General features: G+C 71.8%; 25 protein-coding genes, 1 tRNA gene and 1 other RNA gene. 8 read left to right on the forward strand and 19 right to left on the reverse strand.

Annotated features, from left to right (window positions below; genetic code table 11):
- Positions 1–62 precede the first annotated feature (62 nt).
- Positions 63–1,943 (forward strand): S9 family peptidase, encoded by a 1,881-nt coding sequence (locus ACZ34W_RS30055; RefSeq protein WP_465608551.1) that lies wholly within the window; start codon positions 63–65, stop codon positions 1,941–1,943.
- A gap of 64 nt (positions 1,944–2,007) precedes the next feature.
- On the opposite strand, the gene ACZ34W_RS30060 is transcribed toward ACZ34W_RS30055, so the two are convergent.
- The 12 genes from ACZ34W_RS30060 to ffs form a co-directional block, all read right to left on the reverse strand.
- Positions 2,008–2,355 carry a hypothetical protein gene (locus tag ACZ34W_RS30060; RefSeq protein ID WP_465608553.1) on the reverse strand — a complete coding sequence of 116 codons (348 nt, stop codon included), beginning with the start codon at positions 2,353–2,355 and terminating at the stop codon, positions 2,008–2,010.
- A gap of 18 nt (positions 2,356–2,373) precedes the next feature.
- Positions 2,374–2,541: a hypothetical protein gene (locus ACZ34W_RS30065; protein WP_465608555.1), complete on the reverse strand. Its 168-nt coding sequence runs from the start codon at positions 2,539–2,541 to the stop codon at positions 2,374–2,376.
- A 147-nt stretch (positions 2,542–2,688) separates the two neighbouring features.
- Positions 2,689–3,480, reverse strand: a complete 792-nt coding sequence (locus tag ACZ34W_RS30070; RefSeq protein ID WP_329488601.1) for an SURF1 family protein — start codon at positions 3,478–3,480, stop codon at positions 2,689–2,691.
- 124 nt (positions 3,481–3,604) lie between these two features.
- Positions 3,605–5,026: a hypothetical protein gene (locus ACZ34W_RS30075; RefSeq protein ID WP_465608557.1), complete on the reverse strand. Its 1,422-nt coding sequence runs from the start codon at positions 5,024–5,026 to the stop codon at positions 3,605–3,607.
- Positions 5,019–5,564: a SigE family RNA polymerase sigma factor gene (locus ACZ34W_RS30080; protein WP_329492163.1), complete on the reverse strand. Its 546-nt coding sequence runs from the start codon at positions 5,562–5,564 to the stop codon at positions 5,019–5,021. The genes ACZ34W_RS30075 and ACZ34W_RS30080 overlap by 8 nt, the downstream gene beginning before the upstream one ends.
- A gap of 468 nt (positions 5,565–6,032) precedes the next feature.
- The gene (locus tag ACZ34W_RS30085) at positions 6,033–7,085 is read right to left on the reverse strand and encodes an aspartate-semialdehyde dehydrogenase (RefSeq protein WP_329488603.1); all 1,053 of its coding nucleotides are present in this window, start codon (positions 7,083–7,085) and stop codon (positions 6,033–6,035) included.
- Complete coding sequence (locus ACZ34W_RS30090) at positions 7,082–8,362, reverse strand: aspartate kinase (protein ID WP_329488605.1); 1,281 nt, start codon at positions 8,360–8,362, stop codon at positions 7,082–7,084. The genes ACZ34W_RS30085 and ACZ34W_RS30090 overlap by 4 nt, the downstream gene beginning before the upstream one ends.
- Before the next feature lie 373 nt (positions 8,363–8,735).
- Positions 8,736–9,446: a DUF5063 domain-containing protein gene (locus ACZ34W_RS30095; protein ID WP_329488607.1), complete on the reverse strand. Its 711-nt coding sequence runs from the start codon at positions 9,444–9,446 to the stop codon at positions 8,736–8,738.
- Positions 9,439–10,038, reverse strand: a complete 600-nt coding sequence (recR, locus tag ACZ34W_RS30100; RefSeq protein ID WP_465608560.1) for a recombination mediator RecR — start codon at positions 10,036–10,038, stop codon at positions 9,439–9,441. The genes ACZ34W_RS30095 and recR overlap by 8 nt, the downstream gene beginning before the upstream one ends.
- Before the next feature lie 187 nt (positions 10,039–10,225).
- Positions 10,226–10,567 (reverse strand): YbaB/EbfC family nucleoid-associated protein, encoded by a 342-nt coding sequence (locus ACZ34W_RS30105; RefSeq protein WP_329488611.1) that lies wholly within the window; start codon positions 10,565–10,567, stop codon positions 10,226–10,228.
- Between the two features lie 225 nt (positions 10,568–10,792).
- Positions 10,793–12,994: a DNA polymerase III subunit gamma and tau gene (locus ACZ34W_RS30110; RefSeq protein ID WP_465608562.1), complete on the reverse strand. Its 2,202-nt coding sequence runs from the start codon at positions 12,992–12,994 to the stop codon at positions 10,793–10,795.
- A gap of 69 nt (positions 12,995–13,063) precedes the next feature.
- Positions 13,064–13,160, reverse strand: an RNA gene (gene ffs / locus ACZ34W_RS30115) — signal recognition particle sRNA small type.
- Positions 13,161–13,301: 141 nt separating this feature from the next.
- Here ffs and ACZ34W_RS30120 point away from each other — a divergent pair.
- From ACZ34W_RS30120 to ACZ34W_RS30130, 3 genes are all read left to right on the forward strand, one after another.
- Positions 13,302–13,389: transfer RNA gene (locus ACZ34W_RS30120), tRNA-Ser, on the forward strand.
- 196 nt (positions 13,390–13,585) lie between these two features.
- Positions 13,586–14,386, forward strand: a complete 801-nt coding sequence (locus ACZ34W_RS30125; protein ID WP_465608564.1) for an HNH endonuclease — start codon at positions 13,586–13,588, stop codon at positions 14,384–14,386.
- Positions 14,383–15,681 (forward strand): GNAT family N-acetyltransferase, encoded by a 1,299-nt coding sequence (locus ACZ34W_RS30130; RefSeq protein WP_465608566.1) that lies wholly within the window; start codon positions 14,383–14,385, stop codon positions 15,679–15,681. Before ACZ34W_RS30125 ends, ACZ34W_RS30130 begins: the two co-directional genes overlap by 4 nt.
- Positions 15,682–15,777: 96 nt before the next feature.
- Here the strand turns inward: ACZ34W_RS30130 and ACZ34W_RS30135 are convergent, their stop codons facing one another.
- The 5 genes from ACZ34W_RS30135 to ACZ34W_RS30155 form a co-directional block, all read right to left on the reverse strand.
- Positions 15,778–16,293, reverse strand: a complete 516-nt coding sequence (locus ACZ34W_RS30135; protein ID WP_465608568.1) for a phosphotransferase — start codon at positions 16,291–16,293, stop codon at positions 15,778–15,780.
- Positions 16,294–16,436: 143 nt separating this feature from the next.
- On the reverse strand, positions 16,437–17,918 hold the full coding sequence (locus ACZ34W_RS30140; RefSeq protein WP_465608570.1) for a hypothetical protein: 1,482 nt from the start codon (positions 17,916–17,918) through the stop codon (positions 16,437–16,439).
- Positions 17,908–18,408, reverse strand: a complete 501-nt coding sequence (locus tag ACZ34W_RS30145) for a hypothetical protein (RefSeq protein WP_465608572.1) — start codon at positions 18,406–18,408, stop codon at positions 17,908–17,910. Before ACZ34W_RS30145 ends, ACZ34W_RS30140 begins: the two co-directional genes overlap by 11 nt.
- Positions 18,405–18,848 (reverse strand): hypothetical protein, encoded by a 444-nt coding sequence (locus ACZ34W_RS30150; protein ID WP_465608574.1) that lies wholly within the window; start codon positions 18,846–18,848, stop codon positions 18,405–18,407. Before ACZ34W_RS30150 ends, ACZ34W_RS30145 begins: the two co-directional genes overlap by 4 nt.
- 16 nt (positions 18,849–18,864) lie before the next feature.
- Positions 18,865–19,128: a hypothetical protein gene (locus ACZ34W_RS30155; protein WP_465608576.1), complete on the reverse strand. Its 264-nt coding sequence runs from the start codon at positions 19,126–19,128 to the stop codon at positions 18,865–18,867.
- 151 nt (positions 19,129–19,279) lie between these two features.
- On the opposite strand from ACZ34W_RS30155, the gene ACZ34W_RS30160 reads away from it, so the two are divergent.
- Both ACZ34W_RS30160 and ACZ34W_RS30165 read left to right on the forward strand, forming a co-directional pair.
- Positions 19,280–19,813 carry a helix-turn-helix domain-containing protein gene (locus ACZ34W_RS30160; RefSeq protein WP_465608578.1) on the forward strand — a complete coding sequence of 178 codons (534 nt, stop codon included), beginning with the start codon at positions 19,280–19,282 and terminating at the stop codon, positions 19,811–19,813.
- Complete coding sequence (locus ACZ34W_RS30165) at positions 19,810–20,361, forward strand: ImmA/IrrE family metallo-endopeptidase (protein ID WP_465608580.1); 552 nt, start codon at positions 19,810–19,812, stop codon at positions 20,359–20,361. Before ACZ34W_RS30160 ends, ACZ34W_RS30165 begins: the two co-directional genes overlap by 4 nt.
- A gap of 445 nt (positions 20,362–20,806) precedes the next feature.
- Here the strand turns inward: ACZ34W_RS30165 and ACZ34W_RS30170 are convergent, their stop codons facing one another.
- Both ACZ34W_RS30170 and ACZ34W_RS30175 read right to left on the reverse strand, forming a co-directional pair.
- The gene (locus ACZ34W_RS30170) at positions 20,807–21,085 is read right to left on the reverse strand and encodes a type II toxin-antitoxin system RelE family toxin (RefSeq protein WP_465608582.1); all 279 of its coding nucleotides are present in this window, start codon (positions 21,083–21,085) and stop codon (positions 20,807–20,809) included.
- Positions 21,086–21,090: 5 nt separating this feature from the next.
- The gene (locus tag ACZ34W_RS30175) at positions 21,091–21,372 is read right to left on the reverse strand and encodes a type II toxin-antitoxin system Phd/YefM family antitoxin (RefSeq protein ID WP_465608584.1); all 282 of its coding nucleotides are present in this window, start codon (positions 21,370–21,372) and stop codon (positions 21,091–21,093) included.
- A gap of 745 nt (positions 21,373–22,117) precedes the next feature.
- Between ACZ34W_RS30175 and ACZ34W_RS30180 the strand changes: the two genes are divergently transcribed.
- Together ACZ34W_RS30180 and ACZ34W_RS30185 are read left to right on the forward strand one after the other, a co-directional pair.
- Positions 22,118–23,134, forward strand: coding sequence for an XRE family transcriptional regulator (locus ACZ34W_RS30180; protein ID WP_465608586.1), 1,017 nt, complete (start codon positions 22,118–22,120; stop codon positions 23,132–23,134).
- A 105-nt stretch (positions 23,135–23,239) separates the two neighbouring features.
- Positions 23,240–23,440 (forward strand): hypothetical protein, encoded by a 201-nt coding sequence (locus ACZ34W_RS30185; protein ID WP_465608588.1) that lies wholly within the window; start codon positions 23,240–23,242, stop codon positions 23,438–23,440.
- The last annotated feature ends 11 nt before the right edge of the window (positions 23,441–23,451 follow it).

A 23,451-nucleotide genomic window follows, 5' to 3' on the forward strand; every position in this document is an offset into this window, starting at 1 on the left:
TGGACCGGTCCCGGTCCACCCGCCCGTTCCGTTCACTCCCCCCGATCGGGTTGGATGGGTGGATGAGCGAGGAGAAGAGCGCCGTACCGGCGTGGGAGCAGCGGTTCAGGGCAGCCAGGGTTTCCCTCCCGGACTGGGCGGAGGACGCCCCCGACCGGTCGCTGTACGTGTCCAACGCGACCGGTACCTACGAGGTGTACGCCTGGGACCGCGCCACCGACACCCACCGGCAGGTCACCGACCGGCCGAACGGCACCACCGACGCCGAGCTGTCGCCCGACGGCGCGTGGATCTGGTGGTTCGACGACAACGACGGCGACGAGTTCGGGATCTGGCGCCGCCAGCCGTTCGCCGGCCGCCCGGAGGACGGCGCCGGCTCTCCCGACGAGGAGGCCGTGCCCGGCCTGGCCGCCTCCTACTCCGCGGGCCTCGCCCTCGGCCGGGACGGCACGGTGGTGGTCGGCCGCTCCACCGACGAGCACGGCACCACCCTCCACCTGCGCCGCCCGGGCGCGGCCGAGGCGGTGGAGATCTACCGCCACGAGGAGTACGGCGGCATCGGCGACCTCAGCTACGACAGCGCGCTGCTCGCCATCGACCACACCGAGCACGGCGACGCGATGCACTCGGCGCTGCGGGTCGTCCGGCTCGCCGACGGCGCGACCGTCGCCGAGCTGGACGAGGTCACCGGGCACCCGGAGCCGCGCGGCATCGCCTGCCTCGGCTTCGCACCGGTCGACGGCGACACCCGGCTGCTGGTCGCCCACCAGCGCACCGGCCGCTGGGAGCCGATGATCTGGGACGTGGCCACGGGGGCCGAGACCGCGCTGGCGCTCCGCGACGAGCAGGGCCGCGAGCTGCCCGGCGACGTCTCCGCCCAGTGGCGCCCCGACGCCCGCGCGCTGCTGGTCGAGCACGAGTACGAGGCGCGCAGCGAGCTGTTCTCGTACGCCCTCGACACCGGGGTACTGACCCGGCTGGAGACCCCGCGCGGCACCGTCGGCGGCGCGACCGCCCGCCCGGACGGCACGGTGGAGTTCCTCTGGTCCTCCGCCGCCGAGCCGTCCGCCGTCCGGTCCACCGCCGGCACGGTCGTCCTGCGGGCGCCGGGCCCGGTGCCGCCGGGCTCGGTACCGGTCGAGGACGTCTGGGTGGACGGCCCGGGCGGCCGGGTGCACGCGCTGGTCCAGCGCCCGGTCGGCGACGGCCCGTTCCCGACCGTCTTCGACGTCCACGGCGGGCCGACCCACCACGACAGCGACTCCTTCGCCGCCGGCCCGGCCGCCTGGCTGGACCACGGCTTCGCGGTGGTCCGGGTCAACTACCGCGGCTCCACCGGCTACGGCCAGGCCTGGACGGACGCGCTGCACGAGCGGGTCGGCCTGATCGAGCTGGAGGACATCGCCGCCGTCCGCGCCTGGGCGGTCGCGAGCGGGCTCGCCGACCCGGAGCGGCTGGTGCTCACCGGCGGCTCGTGGGGCGGCTACCTCACCCTGCTCGGCCTCGGCGTGCAGCCGGAGAACTGGACCCTCGGCGTCGCCGCCGTCCCGGTCGCCGACTACCTGACGGCGTACGACGACGAGATGGAGGCCCTGAAGTCCTTGGACCGCACGCTCTTCGGCGGCACACCGGCCGAGGTGCCCGACCGCTGGACCGCCTCCTCGCCGCTGACCTACGTCGAGCGGGTCCGGGTGCCGGTCTACATCAGCGCCGGGGTGAACGACCCGCGCTGCCCGATCCGGCAGATCGAGAACTACGTGGAGCGGCTGGAGCAGCTGGGCCGGCCGCACGAGGTCTACCGGTACGACGCCGGGCACGGCTCGCTGGTGGTGGAGGAGCGGATCAAGCAGCTGCGGCTGGAGATCGACTTCGTCCGGCGGCACCTGGGCGCGGGGAGCGCCGGGGCGGGTCAGGGCGAGCCGAGCGACGGGGGCAAGGGGTGAGACGTCGGCTGACGCTCATGGGGGTGGGGGTGGCCGGGGCGCTCGCGCTCACCGGCTGCTCGGGTCAGGACGGCAGCGACGCGGCCTGCCCGCCGCCGCTGCCGCCGTCCAGCCGGCCGACGGCGACCGCCACGGCGACGGCGACGGCCACCGCGACGACGGCCGCGGCCGGGGCGGCGGGGGGCCCGGCCGTCCGGGCGGTCTTCCGCGCGCCCGACGTCGCGGTGGGCGTGTCAGGTGCGTCGGGTGCGTCCGGTGCCTCAGGTGCGTCGGGTGCCTCAGGTGCGGACGTCACGGACGTCACGCGGGCCGACGCCGGTGACGGGGCGGTCGTGCTCGCCTCGTCCAAGTCGTCCGGGTCGAAGTCGTCCGGGTCCAAGGGGTCGAAGAGCTCCAAGAGCGGGCGCAGCACCCGCCACCACACCGACCACTACGACTCGGACGACGACAGCGGCAGCGGGAGCGGCGGCAGCCGGTGCGGCAACCCGCCCCCGACGGTCTCGCCGTCCTCGACCCCGTCCGGCACACCCTGGTCCCCGCCCGCGGCGACCCCGCACCCGACGCCGGCCGTGCCGACGGCGCCCGTTCTGCCGTCCAAGCCAGCCGTCCCGCCGGCGAAGCCCTCACGCTGAGCCCGGCGTCCGGAGCGCTCAGCCCCGCGTCCGGCGAACTGGGTCCGGAGGGCTCAGCCCGGCGTCCGGAGCGCCGAACCCGCCACGGGCGGCCGCTCGCACCCCGGCCGGGACTACTCCAGGACCGGGTCCAGCCCGAGGGCCCGGTCCTGCTCGGCCTCCGCCTCGCGTCGCACCAGGCGGAACCACATGAAGACGACGAAGCCGCCGAAGACGAACCACTCCAGGGTGTACCCGAGGTTCTGGAACGCCCGGAGGCTGAGGCCGTCGCCGCCCTGCGGCTGCACGGTCGGCACCGGGGTCAGCCCCGCCGGCACGGTGTCCGAGGACACCCAGCCGTCGTACCAGCCGTCGTAGGAGAGCTTGTTGACGAGCGAGGCCTTGTTGATCGTGCCGAGCTGTCCGGTCGGGAGCCCGCCGGCCACGGCGCCGCCGCTGCCGCTGCTCTCGCCGGCCTGCAACCGCCCGGCCACCGTGACCTCGCCGGCCGGCGGCAGCGCCGTGGCGGCCGCGTCCTCGGCGGGCGTGCCCGGCGCCCAGCCGCGAACCACCGCGACGATCCGGCCGTCGTCGGTGCGCAGCGGGGTGAGCACGTAGTAGCCCTGCTTGCCGTCCAGCACCCGGTTGGGCACGAGCAGCTGGTGTTCCTGGTCGAAGGTCCCGGACACCGTCACGGCCCGGCCGACGGTGTCCGTGGTGACCTGCGGCCGGTCGGGGCCGAGCAGTTCGCCGAGCGGCGCGGCCGTGCCGGCGTCGTCCACCGCCTTGCTGATCTCCTGGTGCGAGGAGACCTTGTCCTCGAACCGGCCGAGCTGCCAGGAGCCGAGCCAGACGCACACCGCCACGGCCGCGACGGCCAGCGCGGTGCCGCTCAGCCAGCGCGGAGTGAGGAGGAACCGGTACACACCCCCCACGGTAACCAGTCCTCACACCCCGCCCGACCACAGGGGCCCCCGCCACGCCCGCCCGGACCGGGGCCGGGCACCGCGGCCGGGGCCCGCCCGAGCGGGCCGGCACCCGGCGGCGGGGTCAGTCGGAGGACGGCGAGGTGGACGGCGCCGAGGTCCCGGTCGGGGCGGGCGCCACGACGGCCTGCGGCGCCGTGCGGTAGACCGTGCCCGAGCAGGCCCCCGGCAGGACGACGGAGGCGGCGCTCGGGCTGCCCGGCGCCGGGGTGTGCGCGAGGGTGACGCCGGCCGGCGGCGCGGTGGGGCCGGAGGTCGGGGTGGCCGAGGGGCTCGGCGCCGTGGTCGGGCCCGCCGTCGGGGTGGCGGATGCCGGGGGCGCCCCGGTCGGTGCCGCCGAGGCTCCGATCGCCGGGGCGACGGCGCCCGTGCCGGAGCCCGCGGCCGAGCCGCCCGGTCCGCCGGACCGCAACGCCTGGGCGCCGCCCGAACCGGAGCTGCCCGGACCGCTCTGGCCGGCCGTCGCACTGGGCGAGACGCCGCCCGCGGTCCGGCAGCCGCCGCCGTCCGGCACCCAGCCGAAGTCCACCCGGTAGGCGGCCTGCGGTGCAAGGAGCAGCCCGGGGCCGTCGCCGCCGCCCGGTCGCGGGGCGGGCAGGTCGGTCGCCGGATCGTCCGCCGTGTGGTCGGTCACCCGGATCCGGGACTGGTCCGTCCCGGTGGCCCCGGTCACCGCGACCGAGCCCGGCCCGCCGAGCCGGCAGGTGTGCGCGGAGGTGTTGACCACCGTGAAGTACCCGTAGATCCGCCCGTCGCCGTCGGCCGCGCCGACCCTGGCCGTCCCCTGCCCGAGGTCGCCCCGGAGGCAGAGCGGTACGGGCGCGTCGTCGCCCCCGCCGGTGCTGGAGGCGCTGGGCCGGGCGGACGCGCCCGCCCCGGCGTCGGCGCTGCTGGCTCCCGGGCGCGGCGGTGTGCTCGTCGAGCCGGCCGGGCTGCCGGCGCCCGGTGAACCACTGGCTTCGGGGTGCGGCAGCGCGTTCGGGCCCGCGGCGTCGGTGCCGGCCGTACCCTCGACGGTGGCCGAGGGCGTCGCGCCGGACGCGCCGGGGGTGCCGGGGCCGCCGGAGAGTCCGAGGTGGTCGTCGTCGTGCAGGGCCGGCAGGCCGATCGCCACCGCGACCGCCAGTGCGGCGGCCGCCGTCCAGGCGCCGCGCCGGGCGGCCCGCCGCCGGGGTACCGCGCGGCGGATCCGGTGCAGTCCGGCGGGGTCGGGCTGCACCTCGGCCACGGCGCGCTGCAGCAGCACGCGGACCAGCAGCGCGTCGGTGTCGAGCCCGTCGGTGGGCGGCCCGTCGGGCTTCGGGGCGAGCGCGTCGGAGCCCAGCGCCTTCGGACCGAATGCGTCAGGACCGAATGCGTCAGGACCGGGCGTCTTCGGACCGGGCGCCTTCGGACCGCGCATGTCAGGGCCGTCCGCTCTCGGGCCCTTCGCCGTCGGGCCGTTCCCGTCCGGGCCACCGCCCGTACCGATCCGGTCGTCAGCCATGCCCGGCCTCCATCTGGACCCGCAGCGCGGCGATCCCTCGCGAGCCGTAGGCCTTCACCGAGCCGAGCGAGATGCCCAAGGTATCCGCGACCTGTGCCTCCGTCATGTCCACGAAGTAACGGAGCACCAGAACCTCCCGCTGACGACGTTGCAGACCACGCAGCGCGGCCTTCAACTGGTCGCGCTCCAGCGCATCGTAGGCTCCTTCTTCTGCACTGGCCATGTCAGGCATCGGCTTCGGCAGCAGCCGCAGGCCGAGGATCCGCCGTCGCAGCGTGGAGCGGGAGAGGTTGACCACGGTCTGCCGCAGGTAGGCGAGCGTCTTCTCCGGCTCGCGCACCCGGCGGCGTGCCGAATGCACCCGGATGAACGCCTCCTGGACCACATCCTCGCAGGTCGAGAGGTCGTCGAGGAGCAGCGCCGCCAGCCGCAACAGGGAGCGGTAGTGGGCCTGGTACGTCTCGGTGAGCAGGTCCTCGCTGGTACCCGCGCCGGTACCGGCGCCGGAGCCCGCCGTGCCGGGTGCGACCGCCGTCATCTGGCTGTCTTCCGGCCTATCCGCAGGTCGCTGGGCACGCGGCGAGAACGTCACCACGGCCGCTGCCGAGATGCCCGCCCCTGCCCCCACCATCACGTTCGCCACGCCCGTTGGACACTCGATCCCCTGTCATGGTTGCCCCAGCCCACGGAACATTCTCGCGTACGGGCGGCGGCCCGCTCCAGGGGATTCCGGCGGATTGGGCAAGTGACCTCCGAAGGACCGCAGAAGGCGCACGGAATCTCACGACGTCTCACGGTTCTCGCCGCTTTCGGAGCCCGTCCGGTCCCGCCCCGGCCCCGCTCCGATCCTTGGAGCCTTACGGAGGGACACGATCCATTCCCGTCCCCGGCCCCTACCGGTCTCACGGTCGGTTCCGTTCCGACGGTTCATCCGGCCCCCGCGTCGTCCGACGCCACCCGGCCCCGCCCGTCAGGAGCCTCGCGCCCCGCCCCGGCCCACGGCGCGTCAGACGAGGAGTTCGCCCGCCACCAGCTCGGCGATCTGCAGGGCGTTGAGCGCCGCGCCCTTGCGCAGGTTGTCACCGCAGAGGAACAGGTCCAGCGCCGCCGGGTCGTCCAGCGCCCGCCGCACCCGCCCGACCCAGACCGGATCGGTGCCGACCACGTCGTTCGGGGTGGGGAACTCGCCGGCCGCCGGATCGTCGTACAGCACCACGCCGGGGGCGTCACGGAGGATCTGCTGGGCGTGCTCCTGGGTGACCTCGCGCTCGAAGACCGCGTGCACGGCCAGCGCGTGGGTGCGCACCACCGGGATGCGGACGCAGGTCGCGGAGACCCGCAGGGCCGGCAGGCCGAGGATCTTGCGCGACTCGTCGCGGAGCTTCAGCTCCTCGGACGACCAGCCGCCGTCCATCAGCGCGCCCGCCCAGGGCACCGCGTTGAGCGCCAGCGGGGCGGCGAACGGGCCGTTGTCGGCGATCACGGCACGCAGGTCGCCGGTCTGCTCGCCGACCTCGGTGCCCGCCACCAGCGCGACCTGGGCGCGCAGCGCGTCCACCCCGGAGCGGCCCTCACCGGAGGCCGCCTGGTAGGAGGCGACCACCAGTTCGCTGAGCCCGTACTCGGCGTGCAGCGCGCCGATCGCGGCGATCATCGCCAGCGTGGAGCAGTTGGGACCGGCCACGATGCCGCGCGGCCGCATCCGGGCCGCCGCCGCGTTGACCTCGGGAACGACCAGCGGGACGTCCCCGTCCATCCGGAAAGCGCCGGAGTTGTCGACCACCACGACGCCCTTGGCGGCGGCGATCGGTGCCCACCGGGCGGAGACCTCGTCGGGCACGTCGAACAGCGCGACGTCGATCCCCTCGAAGGCCTCCTCGGTGAGCGGGAGCACCTCGACGGACTCCCCGCGCACGGTCAGCTTGCGGCCGGCCGAGCGCGGGGAGGCGACGAGGCGCACCTCGCCCCAGATGTCCTGACGGAGGGAGAGCAGGCCGAGCAGCACCTCGCCGACCGCGCCGGTGGCGCCGACGACGGCGAGGTTCGGCCGGCGGGTCATCGCCCGGTGCCTCCGTAGACGACCGCCTCGTCCGACTCGCTGTCCAGCCCGAAGGCGCTGTGGACGGCGCGCACGGCCTCGTTGACGTCGTCGGCCCGAGTGACGACCGAGATGCGGATCTCCGAGGTGGAGATCAGCTCGATGTTGACGCCGGCCTCGGAGAGCGCCTCGAAGAAGGTCGCGGTGACCCCCGGGTTGGAGCGCATGCCGGCGCCGACCAGGGAGATCTTGCCGATCGCGTCGTCGTAGCGCAGCGACTCGTAGCCGATGCCCTCCTTGACCCGGCCGAGCGCGTCGATGGCCTTCTGGCCCTCGGTCTTCGGCAGCGTGAAGGAGATGTCGGTCAGCCCGGTCGCGGCGGCCGAGACGTTCTGCACCACCATGTCGATGTTGACCTCGGCGTCGGCGATGGCGCGGAAGATGCGCGCCGCCTCGCCCGGCTTGTCCGGCACGCCGACGACCGTGACCTTGGCCTCGGAAGTGTCGTGGGCGACTCCGGAGATGATGGCCTGCTCCATCTCGCCCCCTTCGGGCTGGTTCGGGTTGTCGTTGCTGACGATCGTCCCGGGAAGACCCGAGAAGGACGAGCGTACGTGAATCGGGATGTTGTAGCGCCGCGCGTACTCCACGCAGCGGTCGAGCAGCACCTTGGAGCCGGACGAGGCCAGCTCCAGCATGTCCTCGTAGGCGATCCAGTCGATCTTGCGGGCCTTCTTCACCACGCGCGGGTCGGCGGTGAACACGCCGTCCACGTCGGTGTAGATCTCGCAGACCTCGGCCCGGAGGGCCGCGGCGAGGGCGACGGCGGTGGTGTCCGAGCCCCCGCGACCGAGCGTGGTGATGTCCTTGCCGGTCTGCGAGACGCCCTGGAAACCGGCCACGATCGCGATGTTGCCCTCGTCCAGGGCGGTGCGGATGCGGCCCGGCGTCACGTCGATGATGCGCGCCTTGTTGTGGACGGAGTCGGTGATGACACCGGCCTGGCTGCCCGTGAAGGACTGGGCCTCGTGACCCAGGGATTTGATCGCCATGGCCAGCAGCGCCATGGAGATGCGCTCTCCAGCGGTCAGCAGCATGTCGAACTCACGGCCGGCAGGGAGGGGTGACACCTGCTCCGCGAGTTCGATGAGCTCGTCCGTCGTGTCGCCCATCGCGGACACCACGACGACGACCTCATGGCCGGCCTTCTTGGCGTCAACGATTCGACGGGCCACGCGCTTGATGCCCTCGGCATCCGCAACGGATGAGCCGCCGTACTTCTGCACGACAAGGCCCACGTGCGCTCCTCGACTTGTGTCGTTTCCGGGGGCTCTGGGCCCCCGCACCCCCGGGTGGCGGGGGTTGTGCGGTCCGCGCCAGTCTACCGAGCGGGGGTGCCGCGACTGCCGCTTTCCACATGGTGAGATGCCCGTTTCAGCAGGTGGGCGGCGGTTCGGAGGTGGCGACCGGCAGGTCTGCGGGCTTTCCGGTGCGGCCCCGGAGAATCGGCGGACGAACGGACGGCGGCCCCGGGGTTTTCCCTTCCACCGGAATCCCTGAGGCGTCCGTCACAGTCCGTTCCCGCCCGTTGCCGCCTCCGGGGCTGCCCGTCACCGTGCGCCTGTGCTGCCCGCACTGCTCGTGCCGCCCGTCGTACGGCTGCCCGGTCTGCTACCGGCCCAGGCCCAGCTCGGCCGCCATCAGGTCGCCGGCCTGCTGTTCCAGCTGCTCGTCGGTGAGCCCGTCGTCGTCGGTGTCCGCACCGTCCGGCACCGCCCCGATCGGGCTGTCCAGCCGGACGTGGGCGATCAGCGACTGCAGCGCCCGCAGCACCGCCGAGCAGGTCGTGCCCCAGTTGGAGAGGTACGAGAACTGCCACCACCAGAGCGCCTCGCTGACCCGCCCCTCGCGGTAGTGGGTGAGCCCGTGCTGGAGCTCGCTGACCACGCCGGCCAGGTCGTCCGAGATCCGGAAGGCGTTCGGCTTCTCCGGCGGCCCGTACGGGTCGAAGACCTCGTGGTAGACGTCGATCGGCGCGAGGAGCACGGCCAGCCGCTCGCGCAGCTGCTCGCTGTCCGGCTCCGGACCGGTGTCGGGCTCGAAGCGGTCCTCCGGGACGACGTCCTCGATCGCGCCGAGCCGACCGCCGGCCAGCAGCAGCTGCGAGACCTCCAGGAGGAGCAGCGAGACGGCGCTGCCGGGCTCGTCGCCCTTGGCGACCTCGGTGACGGCGAGTACGAAGCTCTCCACCGAGTCCGCGATCTGCACCGCGAAGTCGTCCGGCTCCGAGCCGTGCGCATGGACGTGCGGGGCGGGCCGGTCCTGCTGCGGGCCTGCCTGGTGGGGCGTGTGGGGCTGCTGGTTGATCGTCCGGTCAGACATCGAGCAGTCGTCTCCCTTCGAAGGCGCGGCCGAGGGTCACTTCGTCCGCGTACTCCAGATCCCCGCCGACGGGCAGACCGCTCGCCAGCCGGGTCACCTTCAGGCCCATCGGCTTGCAGAGCCGGGCCAGATAGGTGGCGGTCGCCTCCCCCTCCAGGTTGGGGTCGGTGGCCAGGATCAGCTCGGTGACCGTGCCGTCCGCGAGGCGCGCCAGCAGCTCGCGGATCCGCAGGTCGTCCGGGCCGACGCCCTCGATCGGGCTGATCGCGCCGCCCAGTACGTGGTACCGGCCGCGGAACTCGCGGGTGCGCTCGATCGCGACGACGTCCTTGGGCTCCTCGACCACGCAGACCACCGCGAGGTCGCGGCGCGGGTCGAGACAGACCCGGCACTGCTCGGCCTCCGCGACATTGCCGCAGGTCGCGCAGAACCGGACCTTGTCCTTGACCTCCAGCAACGAGTGCGCCAGCCGGCGGACGTCGGTGGGGTCTGCCTGCAGGATGTGGAAGGCGATCCGCTGCGCGCTCTTGGGCCCGACGCCGGGCAGCCTGCCCAGTTCGTCGATCAGGTCCTGAACCACGCCCTCGTACACGTCGCGCCTTCCCTCAGGGGTCTGTGGTGCACCGGTTGCCCGATGTCCCGGTGCCATCATCCAACGAATCGGGCGCCGGGCACACCGCCCGACGCCCTACTCCCGCATAAATCACACAGGTCTGTTATCCGAACTTCAGACCTTCATGACTTCGGTCTTTCCGCCCCGATTCGGCCATCCGACCAGGTCAGAACGGCAGACCGGGGATTCCGCCGCCGCCCAGGCCCTGGGTCAGCGGGCCCATCCGCTCGGCCTGCAGCTTCTGCGCCGCCTGGTTGGCGTCCCGGACGGCCGCGAGGATCAGGTCGGCCAGGGTCTCGGTGTCCTCCGGGTCGACGGCGGCCGGCGCGATGGCCAGGGCCACCAGCTCACCGGCGCCGGTCACGGTGGCCTCGACCAGGCCACCGCCCGCCGAACCGTTCACCTTCGTCTCGGCCAGCTCCTGCTGCGCCTGGGCGAGGTCCTGCTGCATCTTCTGCGCCTGCTTGAGCAGCTGCTGCATGTTGGGCTGGCCACCACCGGGGAACACGGCTCACTCCTTGCGTTCTGCGTCCGTCGTGCTTCGCTTCGTCCTGGCACGCCTGCGCCGACCGCGCCGCCGGCCGTGCCTGCCCGGCGTCGCGCGGACGTCGCCGCGTCGTCGCACCGAGCCTACGTGCTACCGGTGCCGGGCGTCCGATCGGTCACCGGCCGGGTCCCGATCGGGCCGCCGACTCGCCGGCCGCCCCCTGCCGGCGCGCCGCCCGTCCGCCGGTCAGTTCCCGCCGTGGCGGATCTCCTGCAGCACCGTCGCGCCCAGCTCGCGGATGATCAGCTCCTGGCCGGAGAACGTCTCCTCCTTGAGCTCCGGGTCGTCCTCCTCCGGGATGTCGTCCTCCAGCGCGACCGACTGCGCCGGGCGCCCGGCCGGCGGAGCCGACGGGGCCTGCACCGGCGGAGGTACCGGCGCGGGCGGCATCGCGGGGGGCGTGGCCATCGGCGCGGGCGCCGGTACGGGCGCCGGGGCGGCGGCCTGAACCGCAGGCGCGGGCGCCGCCGGACGCGCCGGTGGGGCGCCCCAGCCGCCGGTGGAACCACCGGGGCTGCCCGGGTTGCCGGAGCCGCTGCCGCCGGGATTCCCGCCGCCGGCGCCGCCGGTCCCTCCGGAGCCGCCCGACGGGTCGATGATGCACTCGATCCGCCAGTCCACACCGAGCGCGTCCGCCAGCGCCTGGCGCAGTACGTCGTCGCTGTTGCTGCTGACGAAGCTGTCCCGCGCGCCCGCGTTGATGAAGGACACCTGGAGCACGCTGCCGTCGAACCCGGCCACCTGGCCGTTCTGGCTGAGCAGGATCCAGGTGAAGCGGCGGCGGTTCTTCACCGCCTCCAGGATCTGCGGCCACATCTGCCGGACCTGCCCGGCCCCCTGCTGGGCGGCGCCCGACGGCTGCCCGCCGCCGGCCGCGGCGGCCGCAGCGGGGGCGGGCGCGGCCACCGGGGCGGCCTGGACGGGCGCGGGAGCCTGCTGCACGGGCGGCGCCGCCACCGGGGCGGGCGCACCCCCGCCCGGGGAGAAGCTGCGCGGGATCGGCCACGCACCCGGCGCGGGCGCTGCCGGCGCGGCGGCCTCCTGCGCCGGGGCCGCGGGCGCTGCCGGCGCCTGCACCGGGACGGCCTCCGCCTGTGGGGCCTGCACGGCGGGAGCCTGCAGGACAGGCGCGTGCATCACAGGGGTCTGCATCGGGGGCTGCATGGCGGGAGCCTGCATGGCGGGAGTTTGCATGGCGGGAGCCTGCATCGGGGCCGCGAAGCCGCCGGTGGCCGCCCGGCGCTCCAGCTTGTCCAGCCGCGCCTGCAACGACAGCTCGTCGCTGTACGCGCCCGGCAGCATCACCCGGGCGCAGATCAGCTCCAGCTGCAGCCGGGGCGCCGCGTTCCCGCGCATCTCGGTCAGCCCGGTGTTGACGATGTCCGCGGCCCGGCTGAGCTCGGCCGCGCCGAACGCGTCCGCCTGCGCCTGCATCACCGCGACCCGGTCCGCCGGGGCGTCGATCAGCCCCTTCGCCCCGGCGTCCGGCACCGTGGCCAGGATCACCAGGTCCCGGAGCCGCTCCAGCAGGTCCGTCACGAACCGGCGCGGATCGTGCCCGCCCTCGACCACCCGGTCGATCACCTGGAACACCGTCGCGCCGTCCTGCCCCGCGAAGGCGTCCACCACCTCGTCCAGCAGCGCGGAGTCCGTGTACCCGAGCAGCGCGGTGGCCATCTGGTAGGTCACACCGCCCTCGGTCGCACCCGCGAGCAGCTGGTCCATCACCGACATCGAGTCACGCACCGACCCGGCCCCGGCCCGGACCACCAGCGGGAAGACGGAGTCCTCCACCTGGATCCGCTCCCGGCCGCAGACCTCCGCCAGGTAGTCGCGCAGCGTGCCGGGCGGCACCAGCCGGAACGGGTAGTGGTGCGTCCGGGAGCGGATCGTCCCGATCACCTTCTCCGGCTCCGTGGTCGCGAAGATGAACTTGAGGTGCTCCGGCGGCTCCTCCACCACCTTCAGCAGCGCGTTGAAGCCGGCCGAGGTCACCATGTGCGCCTCGTCCAGGATGAAGATCTTGTACCTGCTGTGCACCGGCGCGAAGAACGCGCGCTCCCGCAGCTCACGGGCATCGTCCACACCACCGTGCGAGGCGGCGTCGATCTCGATGACGTCGATCGAACCGGGCCCGCCCGTCGCCAGGTCACGGCAGGACTGGCACTCACCGCACGGCGTCGGCGTCGGCCCCTGCGCGCAGTTCAGGCAGCGGGCCAGGATGCGCGCGCTCGTCGTCTTCCCGCAGCCGCGCGGGCCGCTGAACAGGTAGGCGTGGTTGACCCTGTTGTTGCGCAGGGCCTGCTGGAGCGGAGCGGTCACGTGCTCCTGCCCGATGACCTCGGCGAAAGTCTCGGGGCGATAGCGGCGGTACAGGGCTAGGGACACACCACCGACGATATCGGGACGAGCCGACAAACGCGTCGCCCCTCAACGGCCCCCGCCCGCCCCCGGGAACGCAAAGACCCCCCGCGCACCCGCCAGAGCCCTCCTACCCTTGCTGCCTTCCGGCCCTGGGGGGGTTCAGAGAGATAACGCCACACGAGGGGCTGACACCCACACTACCGGATCCCGGCCCCCGTCCTCCACCACCCACCCTCCCCGCCCCCGCTCCGCGATCCGCAGGCCACACCCCCGGACCACCCTCGACATACGTGGTCGCAACCACCCCCGAACATGTACTAAGCTCTCCCACGGAGGATTCGCCTAGAGGCCTAGGGCGCACGCTTGGAAAGCGTGTTGGGGGCAACCCCTCACGAGTTCGAATCTCGTATCCTCCGCCATGGCTCACCAGCCATAACGAAGGCCCCGACTGCATCGCAGTCGGGGCCTTCGTCGTTCCGTGGTTGCAGTTTTGGTTGCAGTTGCCGGGATCCAGCGGATGCGGCGGCTACACGACCGCATCCAACTGACGGCCCCTCTGGCCAAGCCATCGCATTCGCGCCCGCCTGGCACCGCCCCTCTGGCAGGGTGCAATCCATGGCCGTGTCCGAAAAGACCCGCAAGATCATCTGGTGTGAAGCAGGCGGCAGGTGCGCGATCTGCCGGGTGCAGGTGGTGACACCTGGGACCGACTGCGATGACCCTTCGGTCTTCGGCGAGGAGGCCCACATAGTCGCCCGCTCGAAGGGCGGACCGAGAGCTGGCGTGTTGGACGACGCGTCCATCGATAGCCATACGAACCTGGTCCTGCTGTGCAGCAAGCATCACAAGCAAGTCGATGACCAGCCAGGCCACTTCACGGTGGATCTACTGCGCGAGATCAAAGCCAAGCATGCCGCATGGACGCGCTCTCTCGGCGAGGCCACGCCAGGCCGGCTGAGGCTGGTGCCCGACCCGGCGTTCCCCCAGCCTCGGGTCCTGAAGCTGATCACCCGCGGCAACCCGCTGTGGAACATGATCAAGTCCGGCGTTACGTTCGAGTACGCGCTGCCGGACGGTCTCCCCGAGGAGGATGAAGACCTCATCCTGGATTTCCTGGGCTTGGTCCAGGGCTACTGCGACATTGCAGCTGAGCTGCACAGTGTGCGCGAGAACCGCGACGCCGAGAAGGGGTTGCAGAGCTACCTGAGCAAGCTCGCCGAGCGCAGCTTCCTGGTGGGCGCCTTCGTCCGCCACATGCTCCTGACCGATGCCTCCGGCCAGGAGGGCACTCCCTGGCCCATGCTCCGCCTTGAGGTCCAGCCAGCTTCACACGCCACGATCACGGACGAGAGTGGCAGGCCGTATTCCAACGAGCAGCCGAGCGCGGGAGCGCCTGACGAGGAACAGAGCGCATGACTGAGCGAACGATCTATCTCGACTCCGATCGACGCGACCCCCGGACCCGGAAGATCCATGTCCGGTCCTACCGCTGGTACGCCACCGTCGAACTCAACCGTGACGGGTACGTCGATGCCACAACGCTGCGGGGAGATGCTCCCGATCTGCCCGCCGCCTACACGGAGGCCGTTGATAGGGCGCGTGACGCCTCTATCAACCACATCTGGTACGACGGGTATTCAGGCAACTTCACATGGGGTGACGGTCCGCGCTGGATCATCTTGTACGTTCAGTTTTCCCAGGTTGGGGCGGTGGTCGAAGCGCTGCGTGTTGCTGAGCTCGACCACGACTACAGCGGACTTCACGCCCTTGCCGACCGGCTGGCGCTCCCCGTCGATGACTGGCTCGCCCCCGGCGAGCGGGAGCTGGTCCGCGGCATCGACTTCACCTCGCCGCCCGGAGCGTTCCTGCGTTTCCTACGAGGCAAGGCCAAGGCGCGTGGACTGCGACTCAACGGGCGCGCAACCCCGGGGAGTGTGTGGGTTCGCCCGACGCTTCCGCCTTCGGAGAAGGCGAAGCGGGAATGGTTTCCCGAGCGATACCCCGAGTGGGAAGACCGATGGAGTGGGTACGTCGAGCGGGACGGCGCGCCACTCCGACCTTGGGTGGGCGGCAGAGATCAGAATCTCAGTTACGGCGCTGTTCCTGTCCAGTTCCGCCCCGTGGAGACCCCCGACGGCGGCAAGTGCCCCTGTGGCATGAGCCTTCGGGGCGACTGGGACGGCGGCAAGGAGCACGCCTCCCACCATGCGGCGTGGGCACTCGGCATCCGGGCGCCCAAGAACCTGGAGTGGTGGGCCGACTTGGCCGTCGTAACGACGGAATCGCCGATCGCTTGGCGGAAGCTGACCCACCAGGTGGGGCGGATGCCGCAGCGGGAGAACCACTACGACTTCAACTCATGGTCCGACCTTGCTGAGCCCAGGAAGACCCCAGAGAACGTACGGGCGTACCTGCTGAAGGCCAACAACTACGTCATCGGCTACCTGGCCGCTCGCGACACCAGCCAGCACCGCCGCTGGGATCTCGACGGCTCCGAGTTCGGAGACGAGGACGGCACTCTGCGCCCGCTCATCGACCTGATCTGGGTGGCGGACTCCTATCGCCGACAGGGCGTTGGCGCCAAACTCGTACAAGCCCTCGCCGACGACTTCGGGTGCCAGGTCACCGACGTGTCCTGGTCGTGGCCAGTCAGCGTCGCCGGCCGCCGCCTCGCGCGCCGGGTTTCACCGGGCGGCATCTGGATCGGTTGAAGCGCCAGCATGCATCTTTCGCCATGCCACCGTCCGCCAATTGGGCGACGCAGGGGATACTGCCTCCGTGACTCACCCATCGAAACCGCAGGTCGGTTACACGGCTCCGGTCGGGTCCATCGATCTGCCAGCCTTCGACGACGACGGCACAGCGTACGAAGTCTGGCCCTGTGTCCGCTCGTCGTTCAGGCTCCGGTGGATCTGCCCGAGCAGGACACCAAGGTCTCCGGCCTGGTCCAGGGTGAGTTCCGTCCCCGGTCGGTGGCCGCCTTCCAGCCAGGGGATCAGGCAGTAGCCGCGACCCGCGACCTCCGCCACGGTCTCCCCGGAGGGGGTGGCCATGGGCCGCCCGACCGGGATTCCGGCGTCGACCAGCTCGGACAGGACCGCGAGGTTGCGGCGGGCGAGCGGCAGCGGCACATCCATGATCCGCTTCAGCGCGAACGCGCCCTCGGCCGTCTCCAGCCGCCAGTTGCCGTTCATGAGGCCGTTGGGCAGGAAGCGGCACGCCTGAATCTCACCGAGCCCAAAGGTCTTACCGAGGACCACCAGGTCCTCGTCGACGATGCTGTAGCGCGAGCCACACGTAGCGTCGTTCATCGCTTCCGTCACCTGAAGCAGGCTAGCGGAGCTCGGTCGGCGACGGACGGCGTTCACCCACCACGCGGAGCCCAAAGCTGCAAGTCCAGTCGGGGCGGTCACAACGGAAGGCACCCTTGCTGATTGGACACAGCCGACAGCCGTTGAGCTCGGCGTCAACCGCGCGTGCGCCGGGTTTTTCGGACGTGTCTGATGAGGTCGGCGTCCTTCTGGCACGCGCATCCGGGAACAGGGGCCCAATGGTCGGTCATCTGGTCGGGCCGGGGGCCGAAGCGGGTGTCGTACTCGATGCGCCGCACGGGGCCGGTGATCAGGCCCGTGCTGCGGGCGATCCAGGCGCCGACGACCAGGCATGCGGCTTGCTGGGCCACGAATGCGGCCGAGGGCCGGAAGGTGTCGTTCGTTCCGCCGCCCAGTTCCGTGGAGTTGATCAGCCCGCACACCAGTCGGCCGAGGAGTGGCCGTACGAGCTGCCGCTGTTGGTCGTCCAGGCCTTCCAGGTCCTGTTCGGTCAGTGGTTGCTGGCCGCGGGCGATCCGCGTGAGCGGGAGTCCGGTCAGTTCGTGGAGTCGTTGTTCCGCACTTTTCCCGGAGTGGTCGGCCTTGTAGTAGCAGCACAGGCAGGGGCCGGTGGGCAGTGCCTCGTGCAGGGCGACGGTGGTGCCGACGGGGCCGCCGGTGCTGCCGTCCAGGGTGAGGTCGGCGTGCAGGCGCTGCAGGTCGTGCCTGGCACCGACACTGTCCAGTCCGCCGAGGACGGTCCGGGGCCACGGCAGGGTGCCGGCGTCGACGGCCTCGATGGCGTCCTGGATCGTGCCGTGGAACGGGGTCACCTCGATCCGCCGCAGGCGCGCGTCGATCAGCCGCACCTTCGGCAGGAGCGCGGCCGCGTCGGTCAGGGTGCCGATGCTGTAGGAGGTGACGTTCGGCTTCTCGAAGACCTCCCTGTCCACCACCGTCAGCTCGCCGGAGACCCGCAGCAGGTCCAGGACCAGGGCGATGCCGGTGCCGATCGCGCCGCCACCGCCCAGCATGATCCCCTCCAGCGCGGGCGGCGGGGCGACGGCGGTCCCGGGCTGCTCGCCGGGCAGGACAGGGCAGAAGTCCACCACCGGGGTGGCCTGGAACTTCCCCTCCGGCAGCCCGGCGACGACCTTGAACGCCTCGCCGGCCAGCATCGCCGCAGTGAGGACCGCGCCCAGCCCGGTGCCGGGCGCGTTGAGCCTGGGGAAGGCATGTCCGGCGCGCCGAAGTCGGGCCCCGTGCCCGTCCGGCGCCCCGGCCACCGCGACGTCCGGCGGCGGTTCGGTACCCACGTGCAGACGCAGCGGCGCTCCACCCGGGGCCTCGCCGATGCGAAGCGGCCGGTCCGGGTCGATCCCGGCCGCGGTCTCCACCAGTCGGTGGACGAGGGTGTCGTCGAGCCGCCCCGGTCCGCGGCCGGGCTCCAGGCTCAGCGGGACCGGCCACCGGCGCAGGTCGCCCACCAGCACCTCGAGGGTCTCGGCGACCGCGGGCAGGCGCCCGTCTGCGGTCAAGTGGATGGGGCTGCCCGCCATCCGCTCCCGCAGGGTGGTTTCGTCCACGCCGGCGGCCAGGCCGCCCAGGCGCACGCTGCGGCTGTAGTCAGTACGCACGGACGCCCTCCTCGTCGAACAGCACCGTCAGCACCGGGGGCAGCGCGCCATCGACGACCGCGGCGGCGCAGGGCACCCAGTCCCGGTCGAAACGCCACCACCCCCAGGACGCCGGGTCGGCGGGCGGCGCCGCATAGTTCGGGACGACTGCGCTGACGAACCCCGGCACCCGCAGCGAGTACAGGTGGTCGGTCCGCGACAGGAAAGCCTCCTCCGGGTGCGAGTGGATCATCGCCCGTGTCCGGTAGGACCGCTCCTCGGCGAAGGTGAACAGCCGGTCGTACGCGACGGCACTGACCGTGAACAGCCCCGGGCCCCGCACGATCCCCGCCGTCCCGGCCACCGCCACGACCAGGACGTCCATCTCCGCCGGCCCAGTCAGCAGCAGCGCGCCGGTCTCCCGGTCGGCCATCCCGTGGCGCCGGATCTCCCGGAGCACCGGGTCGACCGCGCCAGCCGGCAGGATCAGGCTCCTCGTGTCGGCGCTCATCCGGCACGCCTCCCGTCAACACGGTCGATGTCGCCCTGCACGTTCTCCACCACGTACAGGAAGGGGTTGCCGGTGCTGCGCCAGGCGTGCGGCCCGGTACCCCACTCGGGGTGGAGCTGCTGGCCCTCGGCGGTGAACGGCTTGCACACGTCGTTGGGGCCGCAGCGGTAGCCCTCCGCTGCCGGCCAGAGACGGGGCTCCCCGGTCGTGGGGGTGCCGACCGACTCGACGAAGACGAGGGAGGGCGGCCGGTGTGGGTAGACCGTCCACTCGATCCGGGCGACGAACGCCGCGCGCTCGCCGTTGCTCGGCTGAACCTCGGCCCAGAACAGGCCGTCGGGGTCCTGGTCGCGGCGGTGGAGATGGCCGGCGGTCAAGGCGAGGAACTCCTCGACCGCCGGGACGTCGCCCGCCAGCCGCAGACGGCTCTCGAGATCCACGACTGACTCCCGGGCCTCAGCCGTTGGTGGTCTTGGTGCGGAGGCCCAGGTGCAGGGCCTTGGCGTGCCCGGCCAGCTCGCCCACCGTCGCCTCGGGCGGGACCTCGTGCCCGTCGTGGAATAGGTAGTAGGTGGTGGTGCCGTCGCTGGTGAAGCCGAAGTCGGCCATGGCGTCGGACAGAACGGCCGCGGCGGTCACCTGCGGGGCGTAGTCGTGCTGGTAAGGGTGCCCGGCGAGGGAGGAGGTCACCGTGGTCTTGACGGTGTTGGGCTGAGGCATGTTGATCTCCTTGGTCGTTCGGAGCGTTGAAGGAAAGCTCCATTGATTCAGCAAAGCGTCACTGGGTCACCAGTGGCTGGACTCAGTGTGATCACCTGGGAGTGATGCAGTCAAGCTTCATCGCCATATTGGTGAGCGCTAAGCTGCCCGTATGAGCCCCGACCGGAGCCAGCTCCCCCTCCCAGACCTTGAAACAAGCGGGCCGGACGCTGTCGAACAGTTCGACATCGCCGAACTCGGGCGTCTCCTCAAGGAGCGCCGCGGCCCCCTGTCCCTTCGGCAGGCCGCCGCCGAGGCGGGCGTCAGCTTCAGTACCCTCACCCGAGTCGAAGCCGGAGCCCAGCCCGACCTCGCCACCTTCACCCGCCTCTGCGCCTGGCTCGGCGTCCCGCCGAGCCGCTTCTTCGCCCCGACCGCGACTCGCCGGATCTCACCTCTCGACCAGGCCATCACCCACCTCCATGCCGACCCCCGGCTCACTGGCGACGCGGCGAACAAGATCAGCTCCGTCCTGCGAGACCTCTACGACGCCCTCGCCAAGGAAGCGGTCCCCGCCGTCCCCGCCCTCGCCTGCCACCTCCGCGCCGCCTCGGTACTGCGCCCCGGCGTCCCCCAGCGGCTCGCCGACCTGCTCACCGACATGAACACCGAACTCGAACGACTCGTCGAAGCGGGAGAACTGTGACCCTCCCCCGAGGCTTCAAGGCCAACGCCGAACGAGAAGCCCTCCGGCTGCGCCGCGAACTCCACCTCGGCGACACCAACGCTCTGGACGTCGAGGCCCTCGCCGAACACCTCCAGGTCAAGATCGTCAGCGCCGAGAAGCTCGTCACCCGCGACCGCCTCGAAGACCTCGAACGGGTTCAGGCCTACGCCTTCTCCGCCGCGACCTTCCAGATCGCCGACAGGAACATCGTCGTCACCAACCCGCTCCGAACCCCGGGCCGCAGGGCCAGTGACGTGGCCCACGAGCTCTCCCACCTCGTCCTCAAGCACGATCTCACCGAGATCCGCGAAGTCAGCGGCATGCCCTTCAGGACCTGCCGCCCCGACGAGGAGGAGCAGGCGACCGCCTTCGGTGGAACCCTGATGCTGCCCCGCCCGCTGCTGCTCAGCGCGGTGCGCCGTCAGTGGGGGCCGGCGCAGATCGCCGAGCACTACGGGGTGACCGAGGAGATGGCCCGCTACCGGTACAACACCACCGGCGTGGCCAAACAGGTCCGCGCCCACTGACCGTGCTGGAGGCGCGCGCTGTTGGTCTGCCGCTTACCACCGGGACGTGGCTCGGGTTACCACCGGGACGTGGCTCGGGAGCGAGCGAGCGGCCAGAGTGGCACCCCACCCTGGTTGCAGTTCTGGTTGCATTCACCCCCGTTCAGCGCCGTCCAGGGCCCGGAAAGCAGGCCACTCCAACGCAGGTCAGGACGTTTACGGCCGCCTCCGGACGGCCGGACGAACATTTGGAAAGCGTGTTGGGGGCAACCCTCACGAGTTCGAATCTCGTATCCTCCGCCTCTGCCAGCCATGGCAGCTCGAAGGCTCCGACCGGGAAACCGGCCGGGGCCTTCGGCGTTCCCAGCGTCTTCGGTCCGCGTCGGAGATGGCTCGCCCCCGGGATTCGCCAGCGGGAGCAGAGCGGCCTTGAGGCGTAGCGCCGCCGGGCGCGCGGCTCCGGCGGCTACAGGTTGCGGTAGACGTCGCGGCGGTTGCCGAGGGCCAAGACCCAGACGATCAGTCGGGCGCCCTCGATCGTGTAGACGATCCGGTAGTCCCCGACCCTGAGACGCCACCGCGAGCTGTGCCCTTGCAGGGCCTTGATATCGAAGGCGGCGGTGTCCCCTTCGTCAAGCCCTCTCTGGAGCTCGGTGAGGCGATAGAGGATCCGCAAGGCGTCGGGGCGGGGAATTTTGAGCATGTCCCGCTGAGCGTGCGGGGTGAACCGCGTCACATGGCGCATGGGGATCAGGCCTGGTGGTCGCGGAGCAGGGCGGCCATCTCTTCGAGTGAGACCGATCCCTCCTGGCCTTCGGCCTCCGCCTCATCGGCCAGCCGGTTGAGCCATGACTCTTCGACCTCCTCCGCCAGCCGACTCAGACGCCGGTACTCGACGATGTCGATCACCACGGCTTCCTGCTTGCCACGCCGAGTGATGATGGTCGGAGTCTCGTCCCGACGGGCACGGTCGAGAACGTCCGCGAGATGGCTCCGGACCTCGGCCATGGATGCAATCACCGGCTCAGTCATGCAATGAACGTAGCAGATGTACATCTGTGGCACCAGGCGCACCAACGGGCTTGGTGCGAGCCGACCAAAGCCGCAACCCTGGCAGCGGGCGGAGCACCACATGCGGTGGTTGCAGTTTTGGTTGCATTCACCCCCGTACAGGGCCGTTCAGCACCACGTCGGCGAGCTGCTTCACTGCAGGTCAGGTCTCCTGCGGTCGTCCCCGGGCAGCCGGACGGACAGTTGGAAAGCGTGTTGGGGGCAACCCCTCACGAGTTCGAATCTCGTATCCTCCGCCGGCAGAAGGCCCGGACCGTTCCGACGGTCCGGGCCTTCGTCGTTCCCTGGTCCCAGCTATCTGGAGGATCGGGCAGGAGGCCCCGAACACGGGCTTCCTCTGCACAGGGCCATCACAGCTGGGTACCGTAGCGGCCTGTAGCCGGTTGGGTACGATCCGCGGGGGTCTGCGGTGGGAGACAGCAGCACGTTCGGCGCGTTCATCTCACTCCGCCGGTCGGTTCTGGGGTGGACCCAGCTCCGGCTGGCCGCTGAGGTCGGTCGCAGCGAGGACTGGATGTCCCTGGTCGAGCGGGACATGCAGCAGGTCAAGGATTTGACGCTCCTGCAGCGTTTCGCCGAGGTGCTGGGTGTCGACCTAGCGGAGCTGATCGCGTTGCCGCAGCCGGCCGCCGAGCGGGCGAGATCACGTCCGCGAAAGCCTGGCTCCGCTACGCTGACGAGCACTTCCGCTGCTGAGGAGGACGATGTGCGACGCCGCCCGTTCCTGACCCTGGCGGCTGCCGCCCTCTTCGCTCCGGCCGTCGGTCAGCAGGCCGCGCGCGCCGAGGAGAAGGCCTCGCTGGCCGATCTGGAGGACCTTCTCCTGTACGGGGCCGGCCGGATTCCGTCTCCCCGCCGTGAGCCGTCCCAGGAGACGGTCGCCGCTTCGCTGGTGACGTCACGCCGGGAGTTCAAGGCGGCTCAGTACGACCTCCTGGCCCGTGCCCTGCCCGGTCGGATCGCCGCCGCCGAAATGGTCGGCCCGGCGGAGGAGCGGGCCCGCAACGTCGCCCGGCTCTACAACATCGCCGTCCGGCTGTGCATCAAAGTCGGCACCAACAACCTGGTGGCCATCACCGCAGACCGCGCGCTGACCGCTGCCCGGCTGGGTGGAGACCCGCTGGTCACCGCGGAGGCCCAGCGCATGGTCTCCAGTTCCTGGCGTCGCCAGGGCAGCCTTGCCCGCGCCACCGACATCGTGGTGGTCGCCGCCGAAGACCTCCTCGCCGATGCTTCCGTCTCCGAGACCGCCCGGCTGGCCACCCGCGGAGAGCTGTACGCCACCGCCGCCTACACCGCCGCGAAGTCCGGCGACCGCTCCTACGCGCACGCCCTGATCCGGGAAGCCACCGACAGCGCCGCCGCAGCGAGCCGGTCCTCCGGCCTACTGGACGGGGTCCAGGGCGTCGCCCTGCACGAGCTGTCGGTGCACTACGAGCTCGGCGACGCCGGACGAGCGATCGAGATGGCCGCCACCATCGACCCCGCCACGCTGCCGACCGCCGAGCGGCAGGCCCGCTTCTTCACCGACGTGGCCCGCGCGTTCGACCAGTGTGGCAAGCCCGAGCAGTGCTACCGGGCCCTGCTCGCTGCCGAGGAGGCCGCTCCGCAAGAGGTCCGCAGGGGCGCCGTGCGCGACCTCGCCACAGGCCTGCTGCGGCACGACCGCAAGCTTCCCGGCGTTCGGGACTTCGCCGCCCGCGCGGGCGTGCAGATCATCTGACCCGTAGCCGGACTACGGCCCGTAGCCCGGCTACGGATCCGCTATCCCGCCCGGCAGTTCACTGGGGAACGTCCACCCCTCCCCCCTGCTGCCGAAGGCCCTCCCATGCCAACGCACAGCACCGCCATGCAGTCCAGCGGACCCCGGCACGCCGCACCGGACCGGGACCGCCTCGGCACCTTCCTGACCGCCTCCTGGACCGCCCTGCACCTGCCCGTGCTCGTGCTGCTCGGCCTCGCCGTCGACCACCAGGCCGAGGCCCGCCCCCAGATAGCGGCCACCACCCCGGACCTGCCCGTCTCGTAGGCCCAGAGGTC

Source organism: Kitasatospora sp. NPDC022856, assembly GCF_055561235.1.